General features: G+C 56.0%; 23 protein-coding genes. 13 read left to right on the forward strand and 10 right to left on the reverse strand.

Annotated elements, in window-relative coordinates:
• The first annotated feature begins 8 nt into the window (after positions 1-8).
• The 4 genes from QMZ18_RS19090 (at position 9) to QMZ18_RS19105 (ending at position 3,879) form a co-directional block, all read left to right on the forward strand.
• Complete coding sequence (locus QMZ18_RS19090) at positions 9-1,040, forward strand: glutathione S-transferase family protein (RefSeq protein ID WP_282607940.1); 1,032 nt, start codon at positions 9-11, stop codon at positions 1,038-1,040.
• A 5-nt stretch (positions 1,041-1,045) separates the two neighbouring features.
• Positions 1,046-1,645 (forward strand): LysE family translocator, encoded by a 600-nt coding sequence (locus QMZ18_RS19095; RefSeq protein ID WP_282607941.1) that lies wholly within the window; start codon positions 1,046-1,048, stop codon positions 1,643-1,645.
• Between the two features lie 270 nt (positions 1,646-1,915).
• Positions 1,916-2,800 carry an alpha/beta fold hydrolase gene (locus tag QMZ18_RS19100; protein WP_282607942.1) on the forward strand — a complete coding sequence of 295 codons (885 nt, stop codon included), beginning with the start codon at positions 1,916-1,918 and terminating at the stop codon, positions 2,798-2,800.
• Positions 2,797-3,879: a tartrate dehydrogenase gene (locus QMZ18_RS19105; protein ID WP_282607943.1), complete on the forward strand. Its 1,083-nt coding sequence runs from the start codon at positions 2,797-2,799 to the stop codon at positions 3,877-3,879. Before QMZ18_RS19100 ends, QMZ18_RS19105 begins: the two co-directional genes overlap by 4 nt.
• Positions 3,880-3,914: 35 nt before the next feature.
• On the opposite strand, the gene QMZ18_RS19110 is transcribed toward QMZ18_RS19105, so the two are convergent.
• Both QMZ18_RS19110 and QMZ18_RS19115 read right to left on the reverse strand, forming a co-directional pair.
• Positions 3,915-4,772, reverse strand: coding sequence for a GyrI-like domain-containing protein (locus QMZ18_RS19110; protein ID WP_282607944.1), 858 nt, complete (start codon positions 4,770-4,772; stop codon positions 3,915-3,917).
• 94 nt (positions 4,773-4,866) lie between these two features.
• A complete protein-coding gene (locus QMZ18_RS19115; protein WP_282607945.1) occupies positions 4,867-5,688 on the reverse strand; it encodes an amidohydrolase in 822 nt (273 codons plus the stop codon).
• Between the two features lie 76 nt (positions 5,689-5,764).
• Between QMZ18_RS19115 and QMZ18_RS19120 the strand changes: the two genes are divergently transcribed.
• The 5 genes from QMZ18_RS19120 (at position 5,765) to QMZ18_RS19140 (ending at position 10,247) form a co-directional block, all read left to right on the forward strand.
• The gene (locus QMZ18_RS19120; RefSeq protein ID WP_282607946.1) at positions 5,765-6,499 is read left to right on the forward strand and encodes a GntR family transcriptional regulator; all 735 of its coding nucleotides are present in this window, start codon (positions 5,765-5,767) and stop codon (positions 6,497-6,499) included.
• A 23-nt stretch (positions 6,500-6,522) separates the two neighbouring features.
• The gene (locus QMZ18_RS19125) at positions 6,523-7,503 is read left to right on the forward strand and encodes a TRAP transporter substrate-binding protein (RefSeq protein WP_282607947.1); all 981 of its coding nucleotides are present in this window, start codon (positions 6,523-6,525) and stop codon (positions 7,501-7,503) included.
• A gap of 84 nt (positions 7,504-7,587) precedes the next feature.
• Positions 7,588-8,136: a TRAP transporter small permease gene (locus QMZ18_RS19130; protein ID WP_282607948.1), complete on the forward strand. Its 549-nt coding sequence runs from the start codon at positions 7,588-7,590 to the stop codon at positions 8,134-8,136.
• 2 nt (positions 8,137-8,138) lie between these two features.
• Positions 8,139-9,398, forward strand: a complete 1,260-nt coding sequence (locus QMZ18_RS19135; RefSeq protein ID WP_282607949.1) for a TRAP transporter large permease — start codon at positions 8,139-8,141, stop codon at positions 9,396-9,398.
• Between the two features lie 15 nt (positions 9,399-9,413).
• Positions 9,414-10,247: a class I SAM-dependent methyltransferase gene (locus QMZ18_RS19140; protein WP_282607950.1), complete on the forward strand. Its 834-nt coding sequence runs from the start codon at positions 9,414-9,416 to the stop codon at positions 10,245-10,247.
• 47 nt (positions 10,248-10,294) lie between these two features.
• Here QMZ18_RS19140 and QMZ18_RS19145 read toward each other — a convergent pair whose 3' ends face one another.
• The 5 genes from QMZ18_RS19145 to QMZ18_RS19165 form a co-directional block, all read right to left on the reverse strand.
• On the reverse strand, positions 10,295-10,858 hold the full coding sequence (locus tag QMZ18_RS19145; protein WP_282607951.1) for a DoxX family protein: 564 nt from the start codon (positions 10,856-10,858) through the stop codon (positions 10,295-10,297).
• Between the two features lie 29 nt (positions 10,859-10,887).
• A complete protein-coding gene (locus QMZ18_RS19150) occupies positions 10,888-11,658 on the reverse strand; it encodes a DUF2063 domain-containing protein (RefSeq protein ID WP_282607952.1) in 771 nt (256 codons plus the stop codon).
• A complete protein-coding gene (locus QMZ18_RS19155; RefSeq protein ID WP_282607953.1) occupies positions 11,645-12,550 on the reverse strand; it encodes a DUF692 domain-containing protein in 906 nt (301 codons plus the stop codon). Before QMZ18_RS19155 ends, QMZ18_RS19150 begins: the two co-directional genes overlap by 14 nt.
• Positions 12,551-12,637: 87 nt before the next feature.
• The gene (locus QMZ18_RS19160; RefSeq protein WP_282607954.1) at positions 12,638-12,967 is read right to left on the reverse strand and encodes a DUF2282 domain-containing protein; all 330 of its coding nucleotides are present in this window, start codon (positions 12,965-12,967) and stop codon (positions 12,638-12,640) included.
• 119 nt (positions 12,968-13,086) lie between these two features.
• On the reverse strand, positions 13,087-13,629 hold the full coding sequence (locus QMZ18_RS19165; RefSeq protein ID WP_282607955.1) for a YHS domain-containing (seleno)protein: 543 nt from the start codon (positions 13,627-13,629) through the stop codon (positions 13,087-13,089).
• Between the two features lie 631 nt (positions 13,630-14,260).
• Here QMZ18_RS19165 and QMZ18_RS19170 point away from each other — a divergent pair.
• From QMZ18_RS19170 to fliS, 4 genes are all read left to right on the forward strand, one after another.
• Entirely contained in the window at positions 14,261-15,097 is an 837-nt protein-coding gene (locus QMZ18_RS19170) for a flagellin (RefSeq protein ID WP_282607956.1), read from the forward strand.
• 78 nt (positions 15,098-15,175) lie between these two features.
• A complete protein-coding gene (locus tag QMZ18_RS19175) occupies positions 15,176-15,559 on the forward strand; it encodes a flagellar protein FlaG (protein ID WP_282607957.1) in 384 nt (127 codons plus the stop codon).
• A 65-nt stretch (positions 15,560-15,624) separates the two neighbouring features.
• Positions 15,625-17,343 carry a flagellar filament capping protein FliD gene (gene fliD / locus QMZ18_RS19180; protein WP_282607958.1) on the forward strand — a complete coding sequence of 573 codons (1,719 nt, stop codon included), beginning with the start codon at positions 15,625-15,627 and terminating at the stop codon, positions 17,341-17,343.
• 21 nt (positions 17,344-17,364) lie between these two features.
• On the forward strand, positions 17,365-17,802 hold the full coding sequence (gene fliS, locus QMZ18_RS19185; RefSeq protein WP_282607959.1) for a flagellar export chaperone FliS: 438 nt from the start codon (positions 17,365-17,367) through the stop codon (positions 17,800-17,802).
• A gap of 124 nt (positions 17,803-17,926) precedes the next feature.
• Here fliS and fliW read toward each other — a convergent pair whose 3' ends face one another.
• The 3 genes from fliW to flgK all read right to left on the reverse strand — a co-directional run bounded on the left by fliW (position 17,927) and on the right by flgK (position 21,337).
• Entirely contained in the window at positions 17,927-18,445 is a 519-nt protein-coding gene (gene fliW, locus QMZ18_RS19190) for a flagellar assembly protein FliW (RefSeq protein WP_282607960.1), read from the reverse strand.
• Positions 18,446-18,524: 79 nt separating this feature from the next.
• Entirely contained in the window at positions 18,525-19,445 is a 921-nt protein-coding gene (locus QMZ18_RS19195) for a flagellin (RefSeq protein WP_282607961.1), read from the reverse strand.
• Positions 19,446-19,456: 11 nt separating this feature from the next.
• Positions 19,457-21,337, reverse strand: coding sequence for a flagellar hook-associated protein FlgK (gene flgK / locus QMZ18_RS19200; RefSeq protein WP_282607962.1), 1,881 nt, complete (start codon positions 21,335-21,337; stop codon positions 19,457-19,459).
• Positions 21,338-21,410: the final 73 nt, after the last annotated feature.

Raw genomic sequence — 21,410 nt, forward strand, 5'->3', positions numbered from 1 at the left:
GTGAAGCGATGGGAACGATGGTTAAAGGCCGATGGGTTGAAGAGGACCGCATTATTGAAGATGGCGGTTTCAAACGGCGACCGAGTGTTTTTGGTACGTCGCTCGCGTCGGATCTTGCATCTGCTATCCGCACAGAGGCCGGGCGGTATCATCTGATTGCATCGCTGAGCTGTCCCTGGTCGCACTGCACGATCATCGCGAGAACACTGAAAGGTCTGGAAAGGGAAGTGCCTCTGCAAATCGCGGGCGGCCCTCGGGTGCAGGGTTATCCGGTGAACGCTGGCGCAGCTTGGACCGTCCCAGGCAGCGACCATCAGATCGTCCATATGCACGAACTCTATAGCCTATCCGACCCAAATTACAGTGGGCGCTCCACGGTCCCCGTGCTCTGGGACAGTGTTCGACAAGAGATCGTAAGCAACGAATCTGCTCAAATCCTGCGCCTTTTCGACGCTGTGCCTCCAAGTTCCGATGGCCTCGATTTTACCCTCGTTCCGCCCGGCCTGACCGAACAGATCGATGCTCTCAACCAGCGTCTATATGGTGATCTCTCCAATGCCGTCTACCGGGCCGGTCTGGCTCAGCGCCAGGATCTCTATGAAGAAGCCGTCGATCAAGTATTCGCCATGTTGGACGATTTGGAGGCAAGGCTTGTGGCACAGCGCTTTCTTTTCGGTCCGGTACTGAGCGAGAGCGACTTGCGTTTGCTGCCGACGCTTCTGCGCTTTGATTCAGTCTACCACGGTCACTTCAGATGCAGCCGCAGAAGGCTTGCCGACTACCCCAACCTTTGGGCCTATGCCCGGGATCTCTACGCCTGGCACGGGATTGCTGCGACGACCGACTTCCAGGTCATACGTGAGGGCTACTACCTGAATGACGGTGCGGGAAATCCTTTCGGGATCGTCGCGGTTGCACCCGATACTGATTGGTCAGTAGCGCATGGCCGTGAAGAGCTTTCGCCTGCGTTTCTTTTCGCCCGAGACGGCAAGCCCTTCGAAGTGGATCCCCTGACGCTGCAAAGAAGGGGTAAAGGGTGACTGTCATGGAGACGCTCATCGCGGTCGCGGGTCTGATCACCGTCGCCGCCATTACGCCTGGTCCCAACAATTTCATCGTCCTGGAGCGGACGGTACGGGGTGGATTTCGTGCCGGCCTTCCGGCTATTGCAGGTGTGATGGCGGGAACGCAGCTGCTCCTCCTTTTGATCTGGTTAGGGGCCGGCGCGTTGTTTGCAGAAGAACCGCGGTTGCGCGACGCACTGATGCTGATCGGCGCAGGCTATCTCCTGTGGCTTGGTTTCAATATGGTCCGGCAGAGCTTCGCACGCTCCACAGATAACGAGACGGCGTCGCTGGTGCCAATCCGCTCGTTTGCCAGTCTGGTTTTGTTTCAGTTCCTCAATCCCAAAAGCTGGGTTCTGGTGTTAACGGCAACGGCTGCGTTGTCCGGAGACGTCTCCGACCTGTCTACGTTATTGAGCCTGACGCTGTTATTCCTTGTGATAACCGGCACCTGTTTGACGCTCTGGGCACTTATGGGAGCAGGCTTGACACACTTGCTTGCTGATCAGGCGTGCAGCCAATGGTTCGACCGTGCCATGGGTGTTCTTCTTATCATTTCTGCGGCATTGCTTTTGACCTAGAGCTCTTCTGTTACGATGAATAGCAAACGGACCTCGTGTGCGTTTTCATAGTCATGGCATATTCCCGCGGATGCCGATTATGCTAGCGCGGGAGAAACGCCAGAATGAGGAGTTGGCAGAGCGGTTGAGAGTGGTCGCTGCCAATCGTGGCAACATTGGCGATGTAGACTCGCCCCGTGATCAACTCCAATACGATCTGATCAGGGCTTTTCGCAGTTAAGCCGAAAATCATGAATGGACCTTCACTGCGACGTGCATTAACAACGACGCATGTTTTCTGACTTTACCTCCTTCGATATCGATAGTGATGGGGCACGTATTCATGGCGTAACGGGCGGGCAGGGGCCTGGACTGCTTCTGCTCCATGGTTATCCGCAGACCCATGTCATGTGGCACAGGATCGCACCGGCCCTGGCGCAGCATTTCACTGTGGTCGCTGCCGATCTGCGCGGGTATGGCCATTCGTCAAAGCCGCCGAGCACTGAAAATCATGACAGCTATTCCAAGCGCGCCATGGCGCAAGACATGGTCAGCGTGATGGATGAACTGGGGTTCGAGCGCTTCATGGTGGGGGCCCATGACCGCGGGGCACGGGTTGCACATCGCCTGGCATTGGATTGGCCCGATAAGGTCTCGCGTCTGGCGGTGTTGGACATCGCGCCGACACGGGAAATGTACGCCAATACAAGCGACGGCTTTGCCCGTGCCTACTGGCATTGGTTTTTCCTGATCCAGAAAGCGCCTTTTCCAGAACGGATGATCGAGGCTGACCCCAAAGCCTACTGGCTGAAGAAGTGCGGATCCGGCTCTGCGGGGCTCTCGGCCTTCAGCGAAGCTGCGATGGCGGCGTATCTGGAGGCCTTTCAAGACCCGGAGGTCATTCGCGCATCCTGCGAAGACTATCGCGCCGCAGCGACCATCGACATCAGTCATGACGATGCCGATAATGGTCGCAAGATCGCCTGTCCGCTTATGGCCTTGTGGGGTGAAAAGGGCGCCATCGAGGCTCACTTCGACTGCCTGGCTCTCTGGCGGGAGCGTGCCGAAAAGGTGCGCGGCCGGTCGCTTCCCGGCGGACACTATCTCGCCGAAGAACTTCCCGACCAGGTGCTGCAGGAATTTACCGATTTCTTTTCCGAGGACTCATCATCGTGACAAACCGTATCTACAAGATCGCTTCCATTCCAGGTGACGGCATTGGCAAGGAGGTGATTCCGGTCGGACAGGCCGCTGCTGACGCCGCGGCTGCAAAGCACGGCTTCGCGATTGAATGGACGGAATTCGATTGGTCCTGCGAGCGCTTTGCGGAGACCGGCCGGATGATGCCGGAGGATGGCGTCGAGCAGATGAAAGCGTTCGATTCTATCTATTTGGGGGCCGTCGGCTGGCCGGGCGTACCCGACCATGTCTCGCTTTGGGGACTTCTGATTCCCCTGCGCCGCGAGTTGGATCTCTATGCCAATGTGCGTCCGGTGCGACTGCTTAAGGGGGTCAGCTCGCCGCTTGCCGGGCGGGGGCCTGAGGACATCGATTTTATCGTGGTGCGCGAAAACGTCGAGGGCGAGTATTCGGAAATCGGGGGCCGGATCTTTGCCGGCACTGACCAGGAGATGGTTTCCCAGCAGGCCGTCTTTACCCGGCGCGGCACAGACCGCATCATGGACTATGCCTTCAAGCTGGCGCAAAACCGCAAACGTAAACACGTCACTTCGGCGACGAAATCAAATGGTATCGTCCACACCATGCCCTTCTGGGATGAGCGCTTTGCCGAGATGTCAAAACGCTATCCTGAAGTGGGTACGGCCCAGTTTCACATTGATATTCTGACGGCGCACTTTGTGCAGCATCCCGATTGGTTCGACGTGGTCGTCGGCTCAAATCTCTTTGGGGATATCCTTTCTGACCTGGGTCCCGCCGTCGCCGGTTCAATCGGCATCGCGCCGGCAGCGAACATCAATCCGGAAGGCGTTTTTCCTTCCATGTTCGAACCGGTGCACGGTTCTGCGCCTGACATCGCTGGCCAGGGAATCGCTAATCCCATTGCCGCCGTCTGGACGGCTGCCATGATGCTGGAACATCTCGGCGAACAGGAAGCTGCCCAGACATTGGAGACGGCAATGGAGGCAGTGCTGTCGGACCCTGCTTCCCGGACGAAGGACCTTGGCGGAACGGCGGATACGCAGAGCTGTGGCACAGCCATCCTCAAAGGAATTCAAGAGGACGATGGGTCTTAATGCTATCAGTTAAGAGCCATCGTCCTTCCGAAATTTTACTTCAACGGCATATGGATGTTGGTCATCAGGTCGTTCGGTGCCGTGTCCTGGGGGTTGTTGAGGTATTCTTCGAAGCAGGGGGCGTTGGCCGCCTCCCGGCCGGATTCGGTTAGCCACTCGCCGTAGAACCATTGGTAAGCCGCCTTCATGTCGGCGTAAGGCCCTTTGTATTTCAAGACCGCATAGGAGCCGCCCTGGATCTCGGTGTATTCAAAGGGCGCCGTCAAATCAGGCGAACTGGACAAGACGGCGCCGGCTTGCGAACGAAGTTCCGCTTCGGGAATTGAATCCGGATCATCGTAGTAAACACCGATAATCCGCGTGGTGTCCTTCATCAGATCCTGCGCTGCCAGCCAACCGAACAGGCGGTCAAAAGCTTTTCCGACTTCCATGTAGGAACCGCTGTGGGACGTGGTTGCGGCTTTCATGGCGGGGACGTTTTTTATTTCAACACTGTACATAATCGGGGCCCTTTCCGGCGATCCATTGGTAAACCGGCTGTGGCCGCCGTTCTTCCGGTATTGTGCCGGCGGCATGCCATAGACGGATTTGAAGATGCGCGTGAAGGACTGACGGTTCGGATAGCCGCTGCGTTGAGCGACCTCGTCGACCGGCATATCGCTATGAGCCAGATAACCGGCCGCCCGATGGAGGCGCAATCGCTTTACCGTGACCGCGATCGTCTCGCCGCGGACGGCGTGATAGACCCGGTGCCAGTGATAAGGCGACATGCAAGCCACGTCGGCCAGTTTCTGCAGATCGATCTCTTCGTCGAGATGGTCGTAGATATAGGCGATGACGCGGTTCAACCGCTCTTCGTAGTTGCTTCTTAAGGTCACGTGTGTCGTTACCACTCAGTCTCTTCAATGTGCGGAAGGGACCAAACCATAGATCGATTTGACAAATCTTGCTGACTTGAAGCGAGGGGGCAAACACCTCTGCTGCCGGTTACTTCCGGGAGGCTTCGATAGCCTCCTGCTTGTGCCAATAACCGAGCCACTTCACGGTATCACTGTAGCTGTGACCGTCTTCGAATTGTGTCCAGGGCCAGTCACTACCCCAGAGCAGGGCATTCTCGCCGATCGAATCCCTAAGCGCCTGATAGCTGTCCCGGCATGCCATGGCGGCGCCTTCTGGATCCAACGAGGGATACACCCGATAAGGCGCCGAGGTCTTTACCCAGAGGTTTTGACCCTGGTAGGCGCAAATCATTCTGAAACCCACGCAGCCAAAAGGGTTGTGAACATCCGGCAGACCGAAGTGATCGACCACCAGGCGTTCGCAGCAATCGGCCAGCTGTTCGAAGGCCTGGGGCCAGCGCCAGCCTTCCAACTGAACCTCGACGTGCCAGTTCAATGCATTGACGCGGGAGAAGAACCTGCGCCAGGTCACGTTGGAAAAATCGGGAATATCCTGACGTAAAAGATTGAGACGAACCCCGACGACTCCAGCGGCGTCGTAATCCTTGAGTTTACGCACCGGCGTGCTCGGTGGGACCACGACGACACCGCGGAGCCATATGGGGCTTGGATTTTTTCGGATGGATTCCAGGCAGGAAATCAAAAAAGAATTATCTCGGCCCAGGAAGCTTGGCTGAACCAACAGGCCGCCGGATTTGTTGTGTTTTTTCAAGAGCGCGACGTAATTTTCCAGCGGCGCGTCGTAGGCTGGCGCATAGCGTCTGTTTTTCTGCATCGGGAGCGATTTCATGAAGACATGCGCGTGCCAGTCGACAGCCTGACGGTCTGTCTCTTCGGAAATTAACGGCATTTGGCTCAAATTTTCTTGATTCATTTATTCTTATATAAGAATATAGCTACCGAAGAATGTTAGCAAGGCGATTCCCATGCAACTGACTCTCCCAAGTGACAGTAGACTGCCTCGGTATCATCAGGTCGCTGATACGATTCGCCAAGCCGTAAGTCGCCGGGAATGGAAGCCTGGTCAACAGCTTCCTTCCGAAGTCGAATTGGCCGAGAGATTCGGTGTGGCGCCGGGTACGGTCCGGCAGGCCATCACACGCCTTGTCGACGAAGGGATGCTGGAACGCCAACAAGGGCGCGGGACCTTTGTCCGCAGGCCTGATTTCAGTAGCTCCTTTTTCCGCTTCTTTCGCTTCCAGGGTCAGGATGGAGAACAGTTGACTCCTGAAAGCAAGATCCTGAAACGCAGCATCGAGACTCCTGAGCAGTCCGTACGCGATGCCCTGGATCTGGTGGAGGATGAAGCTGTCGTCGCTATTCAGAGACTGCGCCTCGTCGAAGACCAGCCGGTCCTTTATGAAGAGATCTGTTTGCCTCATCTTCGCTTCGCGGCGTTCCTGACTTTGAGATTGAGCGAGATTGGACCGCTACTCTATCCGATTTACGAGGAATTTTGCGGGCAGATCGTTGCGCGCGCCCAAGAACAGCTGACCGCTTGTTCTGCAGATGCGCTTGTCGCCAAAAATCTGGGTATCGAAAAGGGCGCCCCCGTCGTCGCTATCAAGAGAATCGCGATGGGATATGATGGACGTGCGCTTGAATGGCGGCGCTCCTGGGGGGCTGCAGAGACGTTCCAATATCATGTAGACATATTTTAATGCAAACAGTGAGGGAGGAAATCATGAAGTTGATACCCGCAGTCGCCGTTATAGGGGCGATGCTTGTTTCCACGACAACGGCGGTTCTTGCCGATCCGGTCAAAGTCAGAATTGCCAGTCACGTGTCGGCACTATCGCCTCTGCACCAGCAGTCGCAGATGTTCGCTGCCGAAATTGAAAAACGCCTGCCAGGTCAGTTCGAGTTTTCACTGTTCCCAGGCGGTCAGCTGGGTAAGGAAAAAGCTCTCATTACCAATGTGAAGGCCGGCTCGATCGAGATGATCAATGTCGCCTCGGGCGTTATGAAACTCGATAAAAAACTTGGCCTGTTTGATCTGCCTTGGCTGTTCGCTGATCGGGAACATGTTCAACGGGCCATGACTGGCGGTCTTGAAGAGGCGGTTCGTGCGCGGATCGAGGAAGTGGCGGGCGTCAAGGTTGTTGGTGTCTATGAAAACGGTTTCCGGCACGTCGTGAACGGAAAGCGTTCGGTCAGCGAACCGAAGGATCTCAATGGGCTGAAGATCAGGATCTCGGGCGGAAAATTCCGCCAGGGTGTGTTCCAGCAAATGGGTGCGACGCCGCAAAAAGTTGCCTGGAAAGAGACTTTCACTGCATTGCAGACCGGTGTTGTCGACGGCGCGGAAGCGGCAGCCTACGGTTTTTACGAGCAGAAACACTATGAGGTAGCTAAGCACCTGAGCTTGACGGGACATGTTTACACGCCGTCGTTCCTGCTGGCATCGCAGTCTTTCTGGGATGGCTTGAACGATGAGCAGAAGAAGGCTTTTTCGGAAGCAGGTGCGGCTGTCACCGCCGATGCATACGAAGGCGCTGCGGCTCTGGAAAACAAGTACTTCAAGGAAATGGAGTCAAAGCTGACGATCAACAAAGTGGATCTCAAAGCTTTCCAGGCGGCGACTTCGAAGAGCTACGATGACTATCTGTCCAGTCAGGGCGATGACTGGCTGAATCTGGTGCGCGGCGCCGCTCAAAAGAACTGACCTTGGGGCTGGGCAGAACTCTCGGCTGCCCAAAATAGGAAGCCGGCAGGACGAAAGCGCCTGCCGGCGGTCGGATAAATCACCATGTTGAAACTTGCCGACAGGATTGTGCAGGCAGTGGCGGTGCTTTGCCTAATTGTCTCCACCGCCATGATCTGCTCGAACGTTTTCTATCGTTACGTTGTGCTGGATTGGCTGCGGGGGCTGTCCGACGAAGTACAGTCTCTTCTCCCTCTTTACGAGATTCTGAGCGTATTTTTCGGCTCTATCAGCGTAACAGCAGATGAAGTGCCTGGATTACTGCTGGTCTGGATTGCGTTTCTAGGGGCTTATATGGCACTGCGGCGTGGTGGACATATTGCCTTTGATCTGTTGGTTGAACGCCTGCCGCCAAAACCGCAGGCCTTCCTCCGTCACGCAACCGACACGGCAATCCTGGTTTTTCTTGCTCTGTTGTTTTTCCAATCAATTCGGATGATCCGTGTTGACGGTGCGACTGAAATCGAAACTGCGGAGATCGCGCAGGGTTGGTTCATGTTGATCATGCCTTTGGCGGCGGTTCTACTCGGTCTTGCAATCTTGGTCCAGATTGTCGAACGGCGCCGGCCGGCGGCCAAGAGTCAGGATCTCTAATCATGGCTTGGCTGGTGATCGTTCTGCTGTTTGCGCTGATCGGGTTCGGCGTACCCATTGGTTTTGCGTTGATGATCACGGCGGCGATTGCCATGGCGCTGTCCGGTATAGATCTCATCATGGTTCCCATTCAGATGTTCTCCGGTACGAACTCGGTGGTTCTGCTGGCAATCCCATTGTTTATTTTCATGGGCGAGCTGATGGGGGCGACCTCCATTTCGGAACGGATCATTGCACTTGCGGCGGCTTTGGTCGGTTGGATCCGCGGCGGACTGGGGCACGTCAATATCGTGACATCCATGTTCATGGCGGAGATGTCGGGTTCGGCTGTGGCGGACGCGGCGGTCATGAGCAAGGTCTTCGTGCCTTCCATGGAGAAGCAGGGTTATCCGCGCAGCTTTGCAGCGGCGGTTACCGCGACCAGCGCAACGCTCGGGATCATTATCCCGCCGTCCATTCCCATGGTGCTCTACGGGGTGACCAGCAACACCTCGATCAAGGAGCTGTTCATCGCCGGCATAGTACCCGGCATCCTGTTGGGCGGTGCCTTCATGGTGACCGTCTACATCTTTGCTCTTAAGGAAAACTACCCGGTCGACAGGCGTTTCGAGATTGCCCGGCTTGGCGGTGCCTTTTTGGGGGCTTTCGTGCCTCTGTTAATCCCAGTGCTGGTTGTCGGTGGTTTGATCTTCGGTTTCGTGACGCCGACAGAAGCCGCCGCGGCAGGCGTGGTTGCGGCTTTGTTGTTCGGTGTAGTTCTGCAGCGCGATCTTGGGGCCGCAAAGCTCTATGAGCTGATGGTCACAACCGTTCGCCAAACATCTGTCGTGATGATGATCATCGCGGGCTCGGCTGTGCTTGGTCAGTTTCTCGCCAATGAACAGCTGCCGCAGCGCATTGCCGAAGCCTTGGGCGGCGTCACCGACGACTATGTTTTTCGCCTCCTTCTGATCAATGTCTTTCTGTTGCTGTTGGGCATGTTCCTGCACGCCTCGGCCGCGATCATTGTCGTCGTGCCGATGTTGCTGCCATTGGTCAGAGAGATCGGCGTCGATCCGGTCCACTTCGGTGTCATCGTGTGCCTGAACCTGGGGATTGGACAGCAGACACCGCCGGTTGCGTCCGTTCTGCTTACGGTCTGTTCGACCACAGGACTCAAGATCGAACAAGTTATGGGGTACGGAAAATGGCTGATTTTGGCTATGTTCGTCACGCTCATGATCGTGACTTTCACGCCACAGACGGCCATCTGGTTCCGTTAGCGAGGGAGTTGTCAAATGTCTGATACTAAGGAGCTTACACGGCACTACAGTCGAAGCGATCTGCTCGGGGCGATCAAACGTGGACTTGAAGCACTGGGTAAAAAGCGGGAGACAGCCACACTCGATGATCTGGCACTGGTTGACGAGTTTCACGTTGGCGGGCGGCAGGCGTCAATCGAGTTGCTCGACCAGATGGATGTGTCGGCGGATCAATTTGTACTCGACATCGGTTGTGGCCTCGGCGGGCCTGCGCGTTTCGCGGCCGATTACTACGGCTGCAAAGTGGCGGGTGTCGATCTGACGGAAGACTATGTGACTGCGGGGCGGGTGTTGTGCAACTGGGTCGGGCTCAGCGACAAAGTCTCACTCCGGCAGGGCAGCGCCTTAAACATGCCGCTCGTTGATGGAACCTTCGACGCTGCCTACATGATGCACGTGGGCATGAATATCGCGGACAAGGCTGCGCTCTGTAGTGAAGTCTACCGCCTTTTACGGCCGGGTGCCCGTTTTGGTATTTACGATGTCATGCGTGTAGGAGAGGGGGAACTGACATTTCCCGTGCCTTGGTCATCCGTGCCGGAAACCAGTTTTGTCGCTCGCCCGCAGGAATATAAAGACGCCCTGGCGGCCGCCGGCTTCAAGATCGTCGCGGAGCGTAACCGGCGTGACTTTGCGTTGGATTTTTTTGAGAAACAGCGTGTGAGGCTCGCTGCGTCCGACGGTCTGCCCCCGTTGAGCCTTCACATTGTGATGGGGGAAAACACTGGCGAAAAACTACAGAATCTCGTTACCAACATCGCGGAAAACCGGGTCGCTCCGGTTGAGGTGATTGCACGGAAGATTGCATAGCGTCTCTTGGTTGGAGCGATACACAATCTTCCGCTTGCGGTTTTCGTTCAGGCTGCAGTGGGTTTGCGGGTCCAGAAATAGTCCAGCGACAATAATCCCGGTCCGCGGACAACGAGGTAGATCAGTAGAAATACCCAGAGGCTGCGCTGATCCACGATCACGGAGTCCGAGAAACGGTCAAAGAGCGCGCCTGTGGTTTTTTCGTCGGCCCCATGAAAAGCGACATCGACAAAACTCTGTACAGTGACGAAGCCGATCATGCCGATTGCTGCGGCACGAGTGAAGAGCCCCAACACAATCAGGATTGGCAGGATGAACTCGCTGTAGGTGCCGGCCGCGACGATGATGTCGTAGGGAAAGAAGGGAACCTGCGCGGCGTCGTAATCGAATTGTTCGACGACACTGGGCAGGATCTGGAAGTAGGCGTTGTCTGTGATCGTGAAGAAGCCCAGAAAGCCATCACCAACCTTTGTCAGGGCGGAATTGAACAGATATACGAACAGGACGCCGGCAAAAACGAAGCGGGCGGCGAGACCGAGGAACCAGTCTTCCAACGCACGCTGAATCTTTTCGAAGATGAGATTGTACCATCCGGCAAGTCGGGAAATCATAGCACTCTATCCTTCCTTGGGGTTTGTCGTTAATCGTGGTTTTTGGTGATGCCAATCACGGCACCGAGTTGGAAAAGTCCTTCCAGGTGATTGGCGAGATCGAAAGTCTGCGAAATTTCCGCGGCCAAGCCGGCGGCTTCTCCTAATGTCGCGCCTTCACGCAATGCCTTGATAAAGTTGTAGCCGTCAGAAGGTAGGCGGCGGGTGTCGACGTCGAAGGCCGGCCGAACAACAATCACCTGCTCGGGTGCATCCATCTTAACTGCGTCCTGGGGGGCTAGGCCGGACGTTGCAGCCCAGAGCGAGAAGAGAGGCCAGCGAGACGAGAAGAGTTCCAGTGAAGGATGTAGCTGAAATGTGACCGCGCCGAGTTGATCCGGCCGTATCTCGGCAAGGCTATCGATGCTGATCGCTGTCCGGTCAGCGGCATGGTAGGCCGACAAGCGAGCCCATTCCAGCCGGGCGACGTCACCCAGATAAGGGATTGAAGCTGCCGGCGGAAAGCGATCCAGAAAGTCGCCAAAGGTTTTGCCGTAGAGAAACATGAGCGGCGAACGCGGTGGCTCCAGGTCGATGTAAACCCGTGCCGTTGCCTTGAAGAATTCGTCGCCCACCAGATGCAGGACAGCCGGAAAGCTGGCTTTCAAAGCTTCGATCAGGCTCGCAACAACGTTGTTGCGGTAAACGTCGAACCGACGTTTGGGCAGCGTTCCGCCGCGCGCCTTTAAACTATCGGGTGGCGGCGCAGAGGGATCCCGCAAGCCGGCGATGAACTCGGATTGGATTTCAGAGAGAGACACGATTCTGCTCCGGAGTGCTTAACGCTGCGTCTGTGGCAACGAGAAGACGATCCGCGGTTTGGGCTTCGCCGAAAAGCCTCTGCCAACTGGGTACGTCATTGTCCCATTCGATCAGTGTCGGCAGGTGGCCGGTGCGTGCGATCACGCGGCTGAACAGAGCCCAGACCGGGTCGGCCACGGCCCGGTCATGTGCGTCGATCAAGAGCAGTGCGCCGTCGTCGTCGAGGTCTTCCGCGTGGCCGCCAAGATGGATCTCGCCCACTTGCTCGAGCGGGAAGGCATCCAGATAGACTTCTGGTGAGTAACCGTGATTGCTGGCCGATACGAAAGCGTTGTTGACGTCGAGAAGTAATCCGCAGCCGGTCCGCCTAGCGAGGTTGGTCAGGAACTCGATTTCGCTCATGCTGCTTTCGGCAAAGGTGACATAGGTTGAGGGATTTTCGAGCAGCATCTGCCGACCGAGGGTTTCCTGAACCTGATCTATATGCTCGCTGCAGCGTGCGAGTGCTTCCTCGGTGTATGGCACCGGCAGCAGGTCGTTGAAGAAAAAATCGTCATGAGTCGACCAGGCCAGGTGTTCGCTGAAGAGACCGGGTTCATAGCGCTGGTTTAGCTCTTTCAGACGTGAGAGATGATCTTTGTCAAGCGGCCGATCCGCGCCGATGGACAGGCCCACGCCATGTAAGGAAAGAGGGTAATCCCGGCGAATAGCCTCAAGATAGCGGTGAGGGGGACCGCCATCGCCCATGTAGTTCTCAGCGTGAACCTCAAACCATCCGATATCCGGGCGATCCTCGATAATCGCGTCGTAGTGAGCGGCCTTAAGACCGACACCGGCGCGTCCCGGAATCCTTGCGGGGAGGGTGGTTGGGGTATTTGCCGGGATTTTCATGGGATACCTCTTAAGAGACACGAAGGCCGGAAAAAATCCGGCCTTCGGTTCATGGCCATCCTAGTTCATGGCCATCCTAAAAGAAGATCAGCCGGTCGGGAGATCGCGCTCGATGGCTTCCAGAGAGCCCTGACGATCACCCGGCAGTTCGTAACTGGCTTCCTGACCTTCGGCACCATATTTTGTGCAGTCGCCTTTGGGGACCAGCGTCCAGGCGTTGCCTTGGTAATCAATTGTCGAGGTTCCGGCACAGGTGGTGCCTGGACCGGCGGCACAGTCGTTCTGACCGGCGAGGGAGACACCGTAGCACTTTTCCTTGCCTGCCGCGCTTGCGGGCGCGGAGACTGATGCGGAAAGCGCCACAGCAACAGCACCGGCGATCACTGCCGACGACATGACTTTGGTCTTGGTACTCATCTTATTAATTCCTATTCAGTGAGTCTGGCTATACATCAGTGGTTTGTGGAGGACCGCCAGTCTCTGACCTAGCAAAGGTGAGACTGACGGTTATCGGCTACTCGAGTTAGCTGCCCGAGTTAGCTGCCCTGGGGGGCCGGCTTGGAATAGGTGCCATCGTTGGCGTTGATCGCCTTCCAGCTCTTGGAAGAAGCGTCCTTCGATTCCAACTTGGTCCATTTGGTTCCGGCTGACGAGATATGACCGTTGACGTCTTCTTCCCAGAACCCAACCACGTTCGGCGTGATGTTCAGGAAAAGCTTGCCATCGACAATGCGCCAGAGATTGGGATTGCCGGGTACCTTGCCGCCCTGAGCGACACCATAGGCGCAGTGGCCATCGAACTGCGGAGCGTATTTGGCTGGATCAGCCAGGAATTTTGCGCGGTTTGCTTCCGATGAGAAGGCCCAGACCGAACCGTTGTAATCGGCAGTAATACTGGCGTTGCCCGGCACTGCCTCAGGCTGCTTCTGGCCGACCGGCACCTGTTCAAGGTCGAAGTAGGCGACGGGGTCGTAGCCGCTGAGTGCGTACTTGGATTCATCGACATACTGCTGACCGGCAAAGGCGGAGCTCGCTGCCATTACGGCAAAAGCGGACGAAAGCATCAGGGAGCGTAACATGTAATCCTCCAGAACGTTTGAGCTCTAATTTGGGAATGGTTTCTGCTGCTGAATTGGCGCCGTTTGTACAGAGCTTCAACGCACGGTGAAGACACATGGGCGTGAGCAAAGGATCACTTCTGCTCACGAAAACGTTGACGAGGCGTTACTTGTTAATGCGGCGGAAAATGATCGCGGAGCAATCACATCGAGTCGCGTTACCGTGCGCCTACTAGTCTGTGGCCGCATCCAATCAAGCGTGACAGCAGCGTTATGCTGCATTTAAGGTAAATTCAATAAGTCCTCCGCTGTTTTAACCGAAGTCCCGCCGTACATATTTTTGCGTCTGTGCAAGGCGGCAAAATCTGCCCGGAAAAATTTGCCGGATCCCCCTCCATTGGGCAAATCTTTCCTAGCAGAAATAGGCAAATATTACCTGCAGCCTATAAGGGAAATGTGTAACACATTGTAATATAAAGAGAAAAAAATTGTTCCGTCGAAGTCGGTTTTTGGCATTGGAATTGCGATGAACAGACTGGTGCTATGAGTCTCTATTTTGGATTTCTGGTATCGGGATGGCCAAGTAGGCGGTCTCTTTCAGGCCTCTCCAGGAAGGAGGGGTTGTGAACTTCAAGTAGAAGGATTTTTTAACATGCCTGTAGTTGCTACGAATACGGCTGCCAATACGGCCACACGTTTTCTGAACAACAACACAGCTATGGCTTCGTCCTCGGTCGGTAAGCTGGCCTCTGGTTCGCGCATTGTGCGGGCTTCTGACGATGCTGCCGGTCTGGCGATTGCCTCACGTCTGAATTCCGACGTTGTTGCTCTTCAGCAGGCCTCGATCAACGCTTCCCAGGGTGCTTCGATGGTTCAGGTTGCCGACGGCGGCCTGGCACGTGTCGGCGACGTTCTGCAGCGGATGAAAGCCCTGGCAGCGGCCTCGCTGTCCGGTGTTCCGACCGATAACGAACGTGCTTTCATCGATGCTGAGTATCAGGAGCTGATCAACGAAATCGACGGTATCGCGGCCACGACCCGCTTTAACGGCGATTCCCTGTTGGACGGTACCGGAACAACCTCGGTTGCTTTCTTCGTTGGTACCGATGCCTCTGATACCATTACAGTCAACTTCGCAGCCCTTGCTGCCGGTGCAGCGGACTTTACGTCAGGTACACTGGGCGTAACGACCGCTGTCGACACGGCGGCCAATGCTACGACAGCAATGGGGCAGGTCGACGCCGCGATCGATGAGATCTCGGAAGCACGGGCGAACGCTGGTGCGTTTATCTCGCGTTTTGAGTTCCGTGGTCAGCAGATCGCAACTTCAACTGAGAACATCCAGGCCGCTGAATCGGCCATTTCCGACGTCGACCTTGCGGCCGAACAGGCCAAACTGGTGTCGTCGCAGGTGCTGGTCCAGGCTTCGGTCTCGGCCTTGTCTCAGGCAAACCAGATCCCGCAGTCACTCCTGCGAGTTCTTCAGTAAACGGTGGCGAGGCGGGGTAAGGGCCTTACGCCCACCCCGCCTTACCCTGTTTGAAAAATATAAAGGAGGTCGTGACAGATGGTCGACGCCTCGTTTAACCCAACTGGTCAAAAAAATCCCGCTCCAGCGTCTAAGGCGCCGGCAGCGACATCGAAGATCAACGCCGCACCGGCTGCGGGCATTGCCCCTGCGCCCGTTGAGAATGCCTCTGCGTCCGCGGCGGCGAGCTCGGTCAGCGTGGCCGCTAAGCAACCCGCCACACAGCAGGCGGCGCCCATTGTCTCGAAGGTTTCCGGATTGGCAACCTATCGCGACCATGAGTCCGGACGCCTGGTGGTGCAGATCTTCGATCAAAAGCGCGGTGATGTGATCCTCGAATTCCCGACGGAAAACATGCTGCGGGCTTACCCCACGTCTTCACCTCTGACGGCGATCGATCACGTTATCGAAACAAAGGCTTAGAAGCCTCGGATATTTAACGAATTTTAGGGAATCAGAGGGATACTGGGCCGTAAAGGAGTAAGGTAATGGCACTCGCGGGTACGCAAGGCACTTTATCGCTGTCAAACGGCACACCGGTTCTCAGCGGATCGTTTTCAGGACTTGATACGGCCGCGGTCGTCGAAGCATTGGTTCAGGCCAAGAGTTTTCCGATCGTCAGGCTTCAGCAGAAGATCTCTGATAACGAAATTAAGTCAACGGCTTACACAAATCTTCAAACCCTCGTCAACAACCTGCAGTCTGCTGCTGAGGGCCTTCGTAATCCGCCGGGACTCAATGGCGATCTCGAAAACGTATTCGAGCAGAAATCGGCCTTTCTGACCTCCAGCTCCGCGACCGCCGCCGGCGATATTATGGGCGTTACGGCAGCCAATACAGCAATTGCAGGTATCTACGAATTCGAAGTCCAGCAGATCGCCACGGCGCACAAGATCTCCGGCGGCACGATCGCGGACAACACGGCGGCCATGGGTGTCGCGGAAAACCTGACCATTGGTCTTGCGGGCGGTACAACGGCCAACATCGCCGTGACTGCGGATATGACTCTGGACAGCCTGGTTTCAGCGATAAACTCGCAGTCAGATGTGACCGGCGTCCGTGCATCTTCACTGAAGATAGCTGACGGCGATTTCCGTATTGTCCTGACCGCTGAAGAAACCAACAAAGCCATTACCTTTACGGGCGATGCCGGCGGTGCCCTTGCAACCGCATTGGGTATTTCCGCGGACAACGGAGCAACCTTTTCCAACGAGCTGGAAACACCTCAGCCCGCCCAGGTTCTGGTCGACGGAATCCCCGATCCCATAACCCGGGATTCGAACGAAATCTCCGATGCCATTACGGGTCTGACCTTTGATCTCTTTAAAGCCGAACCCGGAACCACCGTCCAGGTCGAGATTGACCCCGATCTAACCGCGGTTCGTGGTCGGATCGACGCTTTTGTCACTGCTTACAACGAGTTGCGTGCTTTCTCTCTCGGTCAGCAACAGGTCAATACTGAAGGCGAAGTTTCGGCGGATTCGGTCCTTTTTGGTGATAACACGCTGCGGACGATGGAATCAGCGCTCGGTTCGGATATCTCGGGCTTCACCGACAACCTTCTGTCCGGGGCCCTGACGACTCTGCGCGATATTGGTATCGAACTTGATTCCAACAACTATCTGACGGTCGACAGTTCGACACTCGACTCAGCCCTGGTGAGTAAGCTCGACGAGGTCCGCGATCTCTTCGAGTTCAGCTTTACCGCCGATTCTGCCAAGGTCGCGATGATCAGCCGCTCGGCGCAGCTCTCGGTCGGTGATTTCGAGCTCAATATCACCGGTACCGATGCCGGAGGCAATATTCTGGGTGTCAGCGTTACCGGCCACGGCAATGTCTTCGATATCGACGGCAGCAGGCTGGTTGGTATAGAAGGCACGGCCTTCGAGGGCATGACACTGGCCTATGCGGCAACGCCATCGACTGGCGCGGAAACCATCCAGATCTCAACGAGCCTCGGGTTTGCCGAAAAGATCTTTCAGACTGCGGACAATTACGCCAGATCCGATGGCGGGCTGATCGCGGAACAGATCAGCACCCTGGGTGGGTTGAACGAAGATTACACGACGGAAATCGCGAAGATCGAGGAACGCATGGTCGCCTACCGCGCGTTCCTGCTGGAAAAATTTGCCAAGATGGAGCAGGCGGTCGCGTTCGCTGAAAATATGACGAACCAGCTGAAATCCTTCATCGAATCAGATCGTTAAACACGCCAGGGAGGTGTGAGTATGAGTTACCATTCGCAGGCCCAGTCTGCCTACGCTGCGGCGTCAAAAGCCGTATCACCGCTTCAGGCAGTCGTAATGCTCTACGATGGTATGATCCGATCTATCTCCGCCGCCAAGCTCGCAATCGAAGAAGAGCGGATCGAAGACCGCTTCAATCATACGAAAAAAGCCTCGCAAATCTTACTTGGATTGCAGGCCAACCTGGATTTCGAGAAGGGTGGAGAAGTCTCGCCCATGCTTAGTCAGTTCTATGATACGATTTTCATGCGTATTCAACGCATTAACTCATCAAACTCTATCGAGATCTGCGATGAAATCGTTCGCAGCCTCAGCAATGTGCGCAAGAGCTGGCACGAACTCGCAACGACGCCCAATGCACAGGTGTCGATGACGGATGCTATTCAGGAAGCTGGCGGCAGCGTCGGCCTGTCCGCCTGATCCAGGCTCTGTCTGCGTCTCCGCACACCGGAAACAAAAAAGCCGCCTCGATTATGGGCGGCTTTTGGTGTTCAGGGCTACGAAGTTCGCCTGAACCCGGATGGTTTGCTCCGGGTTCGCATGATTATCCAAGCATATGGCGGACGTCGTAGCGATCGTTCCGGAAGATATACTGCCAAGCCTGTTTGGAATCGGAGTCGATAAGAAGCGGGGCACGAAGGTTCACGGACTGCTGGAGCCCCTGCGGGGTTCTGTGAAAGGTCGTGAGCAGAACGATACTGCCCACGCCGACATCGATTGAGAGAGCATCAAAGGCTTCCGCAATGTCTTTTTCTTCGATCAAGCCTGTTCCAGTATCGTAGGGGCGCACGACAAAGGTCAGGTCCGCGGACTCAATTGACTGCAAAAGCAAGAGAGGGGCCAGTGTTTCATTGGGAATGGGCGTAATTCCGAATTCGCTGAAATCACTGAAGCCGAGGAGACCCTTGGGCAGACGAATGCAGAGATTCCGATCGAATTCGAACACACCGAAACGCGACTCTACAGTGACGATGTCGGCGTCACCTGTCATCGGTGAAGAATTTGCCATGCCAACCAAAATACTTGGCTCCTCGGAGTAAACTGCTTGCGAAAAGGCGTTCATGTCTTGCCGTGCTCTCTAGATTAGTCGGTCGTGGTTAAGGAAAGGTATCTGCTAGTGCATTTGTTTTATTAGGAATTTGTTAGCTCAAGAAGCTGATCAAGTTGAGCGAAGACAGGCGCGACAGGGCGAGGTAGGACCCTTGCAGTGTCAACTCATCCATCGACAACTGAGTCGTCGCAGCCGCGATATCCGTATCTTCGATCGATGACACGAGGTTTTCGGCATAGGTCTTGAAGTTCTCGTGACCTTCCTTGGTCTTTTCCAAAACCAGAGAGTTTGCGCCGATCTGGCCGCGCATGTCGCCCAGGCCGTTGATCGCCGATTTCATCAGGGTGTAAGCTTCGGTCAGGACTGCGGTATCCAGATTGGCCCCGGCGTAATCCATATACTCCAGCGCACGGAGAAGCTCTTCGAACGCAGGGTTATCGCCGGTAACGCCGTAGACCGTTTCAAAGGAATCATCTGCGCGGACCGAAAGCAGAGTCTGATCTCCCTGATAGTAGTCGACGTCGGCGGTAAAGACCCCTGGCAAACCGGCGGCGGGCGTGTAGGCTGGATCTGTCAGGTCGACGGGCACAACGTCTGTCAAGGAACCGCCAAAGAGATAGCGGCCTTCGTGCTGCGTGTTGATCAATGCAGCCGCTTCCGAAAGAAACGTTGCGGAAAATTCCTGTAGTGGGAGATCGTCGATGTTCGAGCCGCTGAGACCCTGGCTCATGATGCCCAAAACCTCTGTCGCGCGATTGACCATGGTCGCGACCGAACTCTCCATGATGTTGAGGCGGGCAACCGCCTGATCGATGTTCTGGCCAAATTTCTCCGACAATTGAATGTCACGTTCCAAGCTGACAAGCTGATTGGCGTCGCGTGGAATCTCTGCGTATTGCTGGGCGGTCTTTCCGCTTGCAATCTCAATCTGCGTCTGTGCCGCCTTCGACTGGGTCTGAAGCGTGTAGGACAGAGTGAGCTGGTGCTGGGCAAAGTTTGCAACCCTATACATGACTGCGTTCCTTAGTTGCCGAGGTTAAGCAGCGTGTCGAACATTTCATTCGCCGTTTGCACGATTCGGGCAGAGGCTTGATAGGCGTTCTGGAAAACGACCATGTTCGAGAGCTCTTCATCAATGTTTACGCCGGATTCCGAAAGCACGCGGGTTTCGATGTCCTGATGGAGGAAGGTCCGGTACTCCTGCTCCGACGCGGCGGCGGAGGTGATGGCGGAATTGTAGGACAGGATTGTGCCGGCATACCCGGACAGTGACGTGGTCACGCCTGGCGGGCCGTTTGCAATGCTGGCAAAGGCGAAGTTCTCGCCAAAGGCGTTCGCGAGTTCCTGCGCAACTTCGTTGTTGCCTGCGCCAAGGACAAAGTTGGGCGTGGTGCCGGAGACACGGCCACGCGAAATGTACTCGGGGTTGGTGATCAGATCGTCGCGCACCCGGATCGTCTTCGATATCCCGGTCTGGGTGCCTTGTAATTCCATGGCGCCTACACCGCCGCCGAGCTGCGGGGTCTCGTACAGATTGTTCAGTCCGAAGAAGTTGGAAAGGCCGTAAAAGGTGTCGGCGGTCGCATCGCCGTCGGCATCGAAATCGATCTGGGAATCTCCGGCTTGGGTCGTCGGTCCATTGTCCAGAAATGCCAATCGGTTGCCTGGCGCCAGCTTGATTTCCATTTCGTTGTCGGCGGTCCAGGTGGCTGAACCGAGAGCACCCAGAAAGGTGTCGATATCATTGCGAACGCCATCGGGACTCGTGGCACCGGCTGAAATAGTGCCTGGCGCACCGACAATATTCCCATCCACATCCAGGATGACCATAGTGACGTCGTCGCCGAGCGTGAGCGGATCACCGGTGTTGGTAAAGGCCCGTGTGCCGGACATTGTGGCCGGATCCGCGCCGGCCGTGCCCAATCCGAAAGGCGTGTTGGCACCCCGGTTATGGACCCGGTTGATCTCATCGCGCGTCGCGCCTGCCAGCTGATCGATCTGTGCGGTAATCGCAGGCAGCGTGACGTCGCGCATTTCCAACAGCCCGGCCAGGCGCCCGGAATTAATCTGATCATAGACGTCGTTTGCCGGTGTCGGGGTGCCGCCGGCGTTAAGGTGTATACCGCTCAGATTGGCCGGATAGACCTGCGTGGCCGTGATCAGGGTCGATTGGCTATGTTCCAGGGTGCCCGAATTCGGGCCGCTGACAAGCTGAGATCCGCCGCCGGTAAGAACCGTCATTTCACCTTCGTTGTTGATGAAATGCTGTACGTCCATGTAGTCGGCGATCGTCTCAAGAGCAGTGTCCCGCGCGTCTTCCAGGTCGCCGGTGGGCTGGTTCAAGGCCAGTGTCTGAGGCATCTTGCTGTTGATTTCAGCAATGATCTCAAGTTGCTGGTTGATTGTGGTGACGGCTGAATTGATCTCGATGTCAGCCTGTAACCGCATGGCTTCAACGGTGTCTTCCATCTGATTGAAGCGCTGAGCGACCGAGACCGCCTGGTTCACGGCCGAGAACTGATGCGCGGAGATTTCCGGGCTGACCGCCATGTCTTCGAATGCGGTCGCCAGCGAGGTGATGGAATTGCCTAGGGCATTGTTGTTTCCAACCGATCCGAAGAGGGTCTGGGTCCGGTTCAGATAGTCCGCCGTGACGTTCGCATAACCGACCGCGGTGGTGTTCGCCACCAGGTCGCGTTGCAGGAACTGATTAATCTGCCGGTTGATGCCGGCAACTTCGACACCCACACCGGCGTTGGCAAGTGTCCGGGTCTGCTGTGCAAGGACCTTGCGCGAATAGCCCGGTGTGTTGACGTTCGCAATGTTATTCGAGATGACCTGCAAGGCGGACTGGTTGACCTGCAGTCCGCTCAGTGCGTTGTTCATTGCGAGGGTCAGGGACATGGGGTTTGGCTCTTAGCTGTTGCTGGTCGTTATTGGGTTGATCGCAGATCTCGGGAGCGCATTAATCCGAAGC

Source organism: Pelagibius sp. Alg239-R121, assembly GCF_947331435.1.
Taxonomy (GTDB): Bacteria; Pseudomonadota; Alphaproteobacteria; order Kiloniellales; family Kiloniellaceae; genus Denitrobaculum.

Coding starts and splice junctions, on each gene's coding strand:
- QMZ18_RS19145 (WP_282607951.1), bottom strand. CDS start 10,858: ATGATTTCCCGACTTGCCGGATGGTACAATCTCATCTTCGAAAAGATT.
- QMZ18_RS19115 (WP_282607945.1), bottom strand. CDS start 5,688: ATGCCGTTAATTTCCGAAGAGACAGACCGTCAGGCTGTCGACTGGCAC.
- QMZ18_RS19095 (WP_282607941.1), top strand. CDS start 1,046: ATGGAGACGCTCATCGCGGTCGCGGGTCTGATCACCGTCGCCGCCATT.
- QMZ18_RS19100 (WP_282607942.1), top strand. CDS start 1,916: ATGTTTTCTGACTTTACCTCCTTCGATATCGATAGTGATGGGGCACGT.
- flgK (WP_282607962.1), bottom strand. CDS start 21,337: ATGTCCCTGACCCTCGCAATGAACAACGCACTGAGCGGACTGCAGGTC.
- QMZ18_RS19120 (WP_282607946.1), top strand. CDS start 5,765: ATGCAACTGACTCTCCCAAGTGACAGTAGACTGCCTCGGTATCATCAG.
- QMZ18_RS19090 (WP_282607940.1), top strand. CDS start 9: ATGGGAACGATGGTTAAAGGCCGATGGGTTGAAGAGGACCGCATTATT.
- QMZ18_RS19175 (WP_282607957.1), top strand. CDS start 15,176: ATGGTCGACGCCTCGTTTAACCCAACTGGTCAAAAAAATCCCGCTCCA.
- QMZ18_RS19130 (WP_282607948.1), top strand. CDS start 7,588: ATGTTGAAACTTGCCGACAGGATTGTGCAGGCAGTGGCGGTGCTTTGC.
- QMZ18_RS19165 (WP_282607955.1), bottom strand. CDS start 13,629: ATGTTACGCTCCCTGATGCTTTCGTCCGCTTTTGCCGTAATGGCAGCG.
- QMZ18_RS19160 (WP_282607954.1), bottom strand. CDS start 12,967: ATGAGTACCAAGACCAAAGTCATGTCGTCGGCAGTGATCGCCGGTGCT.
- fliD (WP_282607958.1), top strand. CDS start 15,625: ATGGCACTCGCGGGTACGCAAGGCACTTTATCGCTGTCAAACGGCACA.
- fliW (WP_282607960.1), bottom strand. CDS start 18,445: ATGAACGCCTTTTCGCAAGCAGTTTACTCCGAGGAGCCAAGTATTTTG.
- QMZ18_RS19140 (WP_282607950.1), top strand. CDS start 9,414: ATGTCTGATACTAAGGAGCTTACACGGCACTACAGTCGAAGCGATCTG.
- QMZ18_RS19125 (WP_282607947.1), top strand. CDS start 6,523: ATGAAGTTGATACCCGCAGTCGCCGTTATAGGGGCGATGCTTGTTTCC.
- QMZ18_RS19170 (WP_282607956.1), top strand. CDS start 14,261: ATGCCTGTAGTTGCTACGAATACGGCTGCCAATACGGCCACACGTTTT.
- QMZ18_RS19155 (WP_282607953.1), bottom strand. CDS start 12,550: ATGAAAATCCCGGCAAATACCCCAACCACCCTCCCCGCAAGGATTCCG.
- fliS (WP_282607959.1), top strand. CDS start 17,365: ATGAGTTACCATTCGCAGGCCCAGTCTGCCTACGCTGCGGCGTCAAAA.
- QMZ18_RS19195 (WP_282607961.1), bottom strand. CDS start 19,445: ATGTATAGGGTTGCAAACTTTGCCCAGCACCAGCTCACTCTGTCCTAC.
- QMZ18_RS19135 (WP_282607949.1), top strand. CDS start 8,139: ATGGCTTGGCTGGTGATCGTTCTGCTGTTTGCGCTGATCGGGTTCGGC.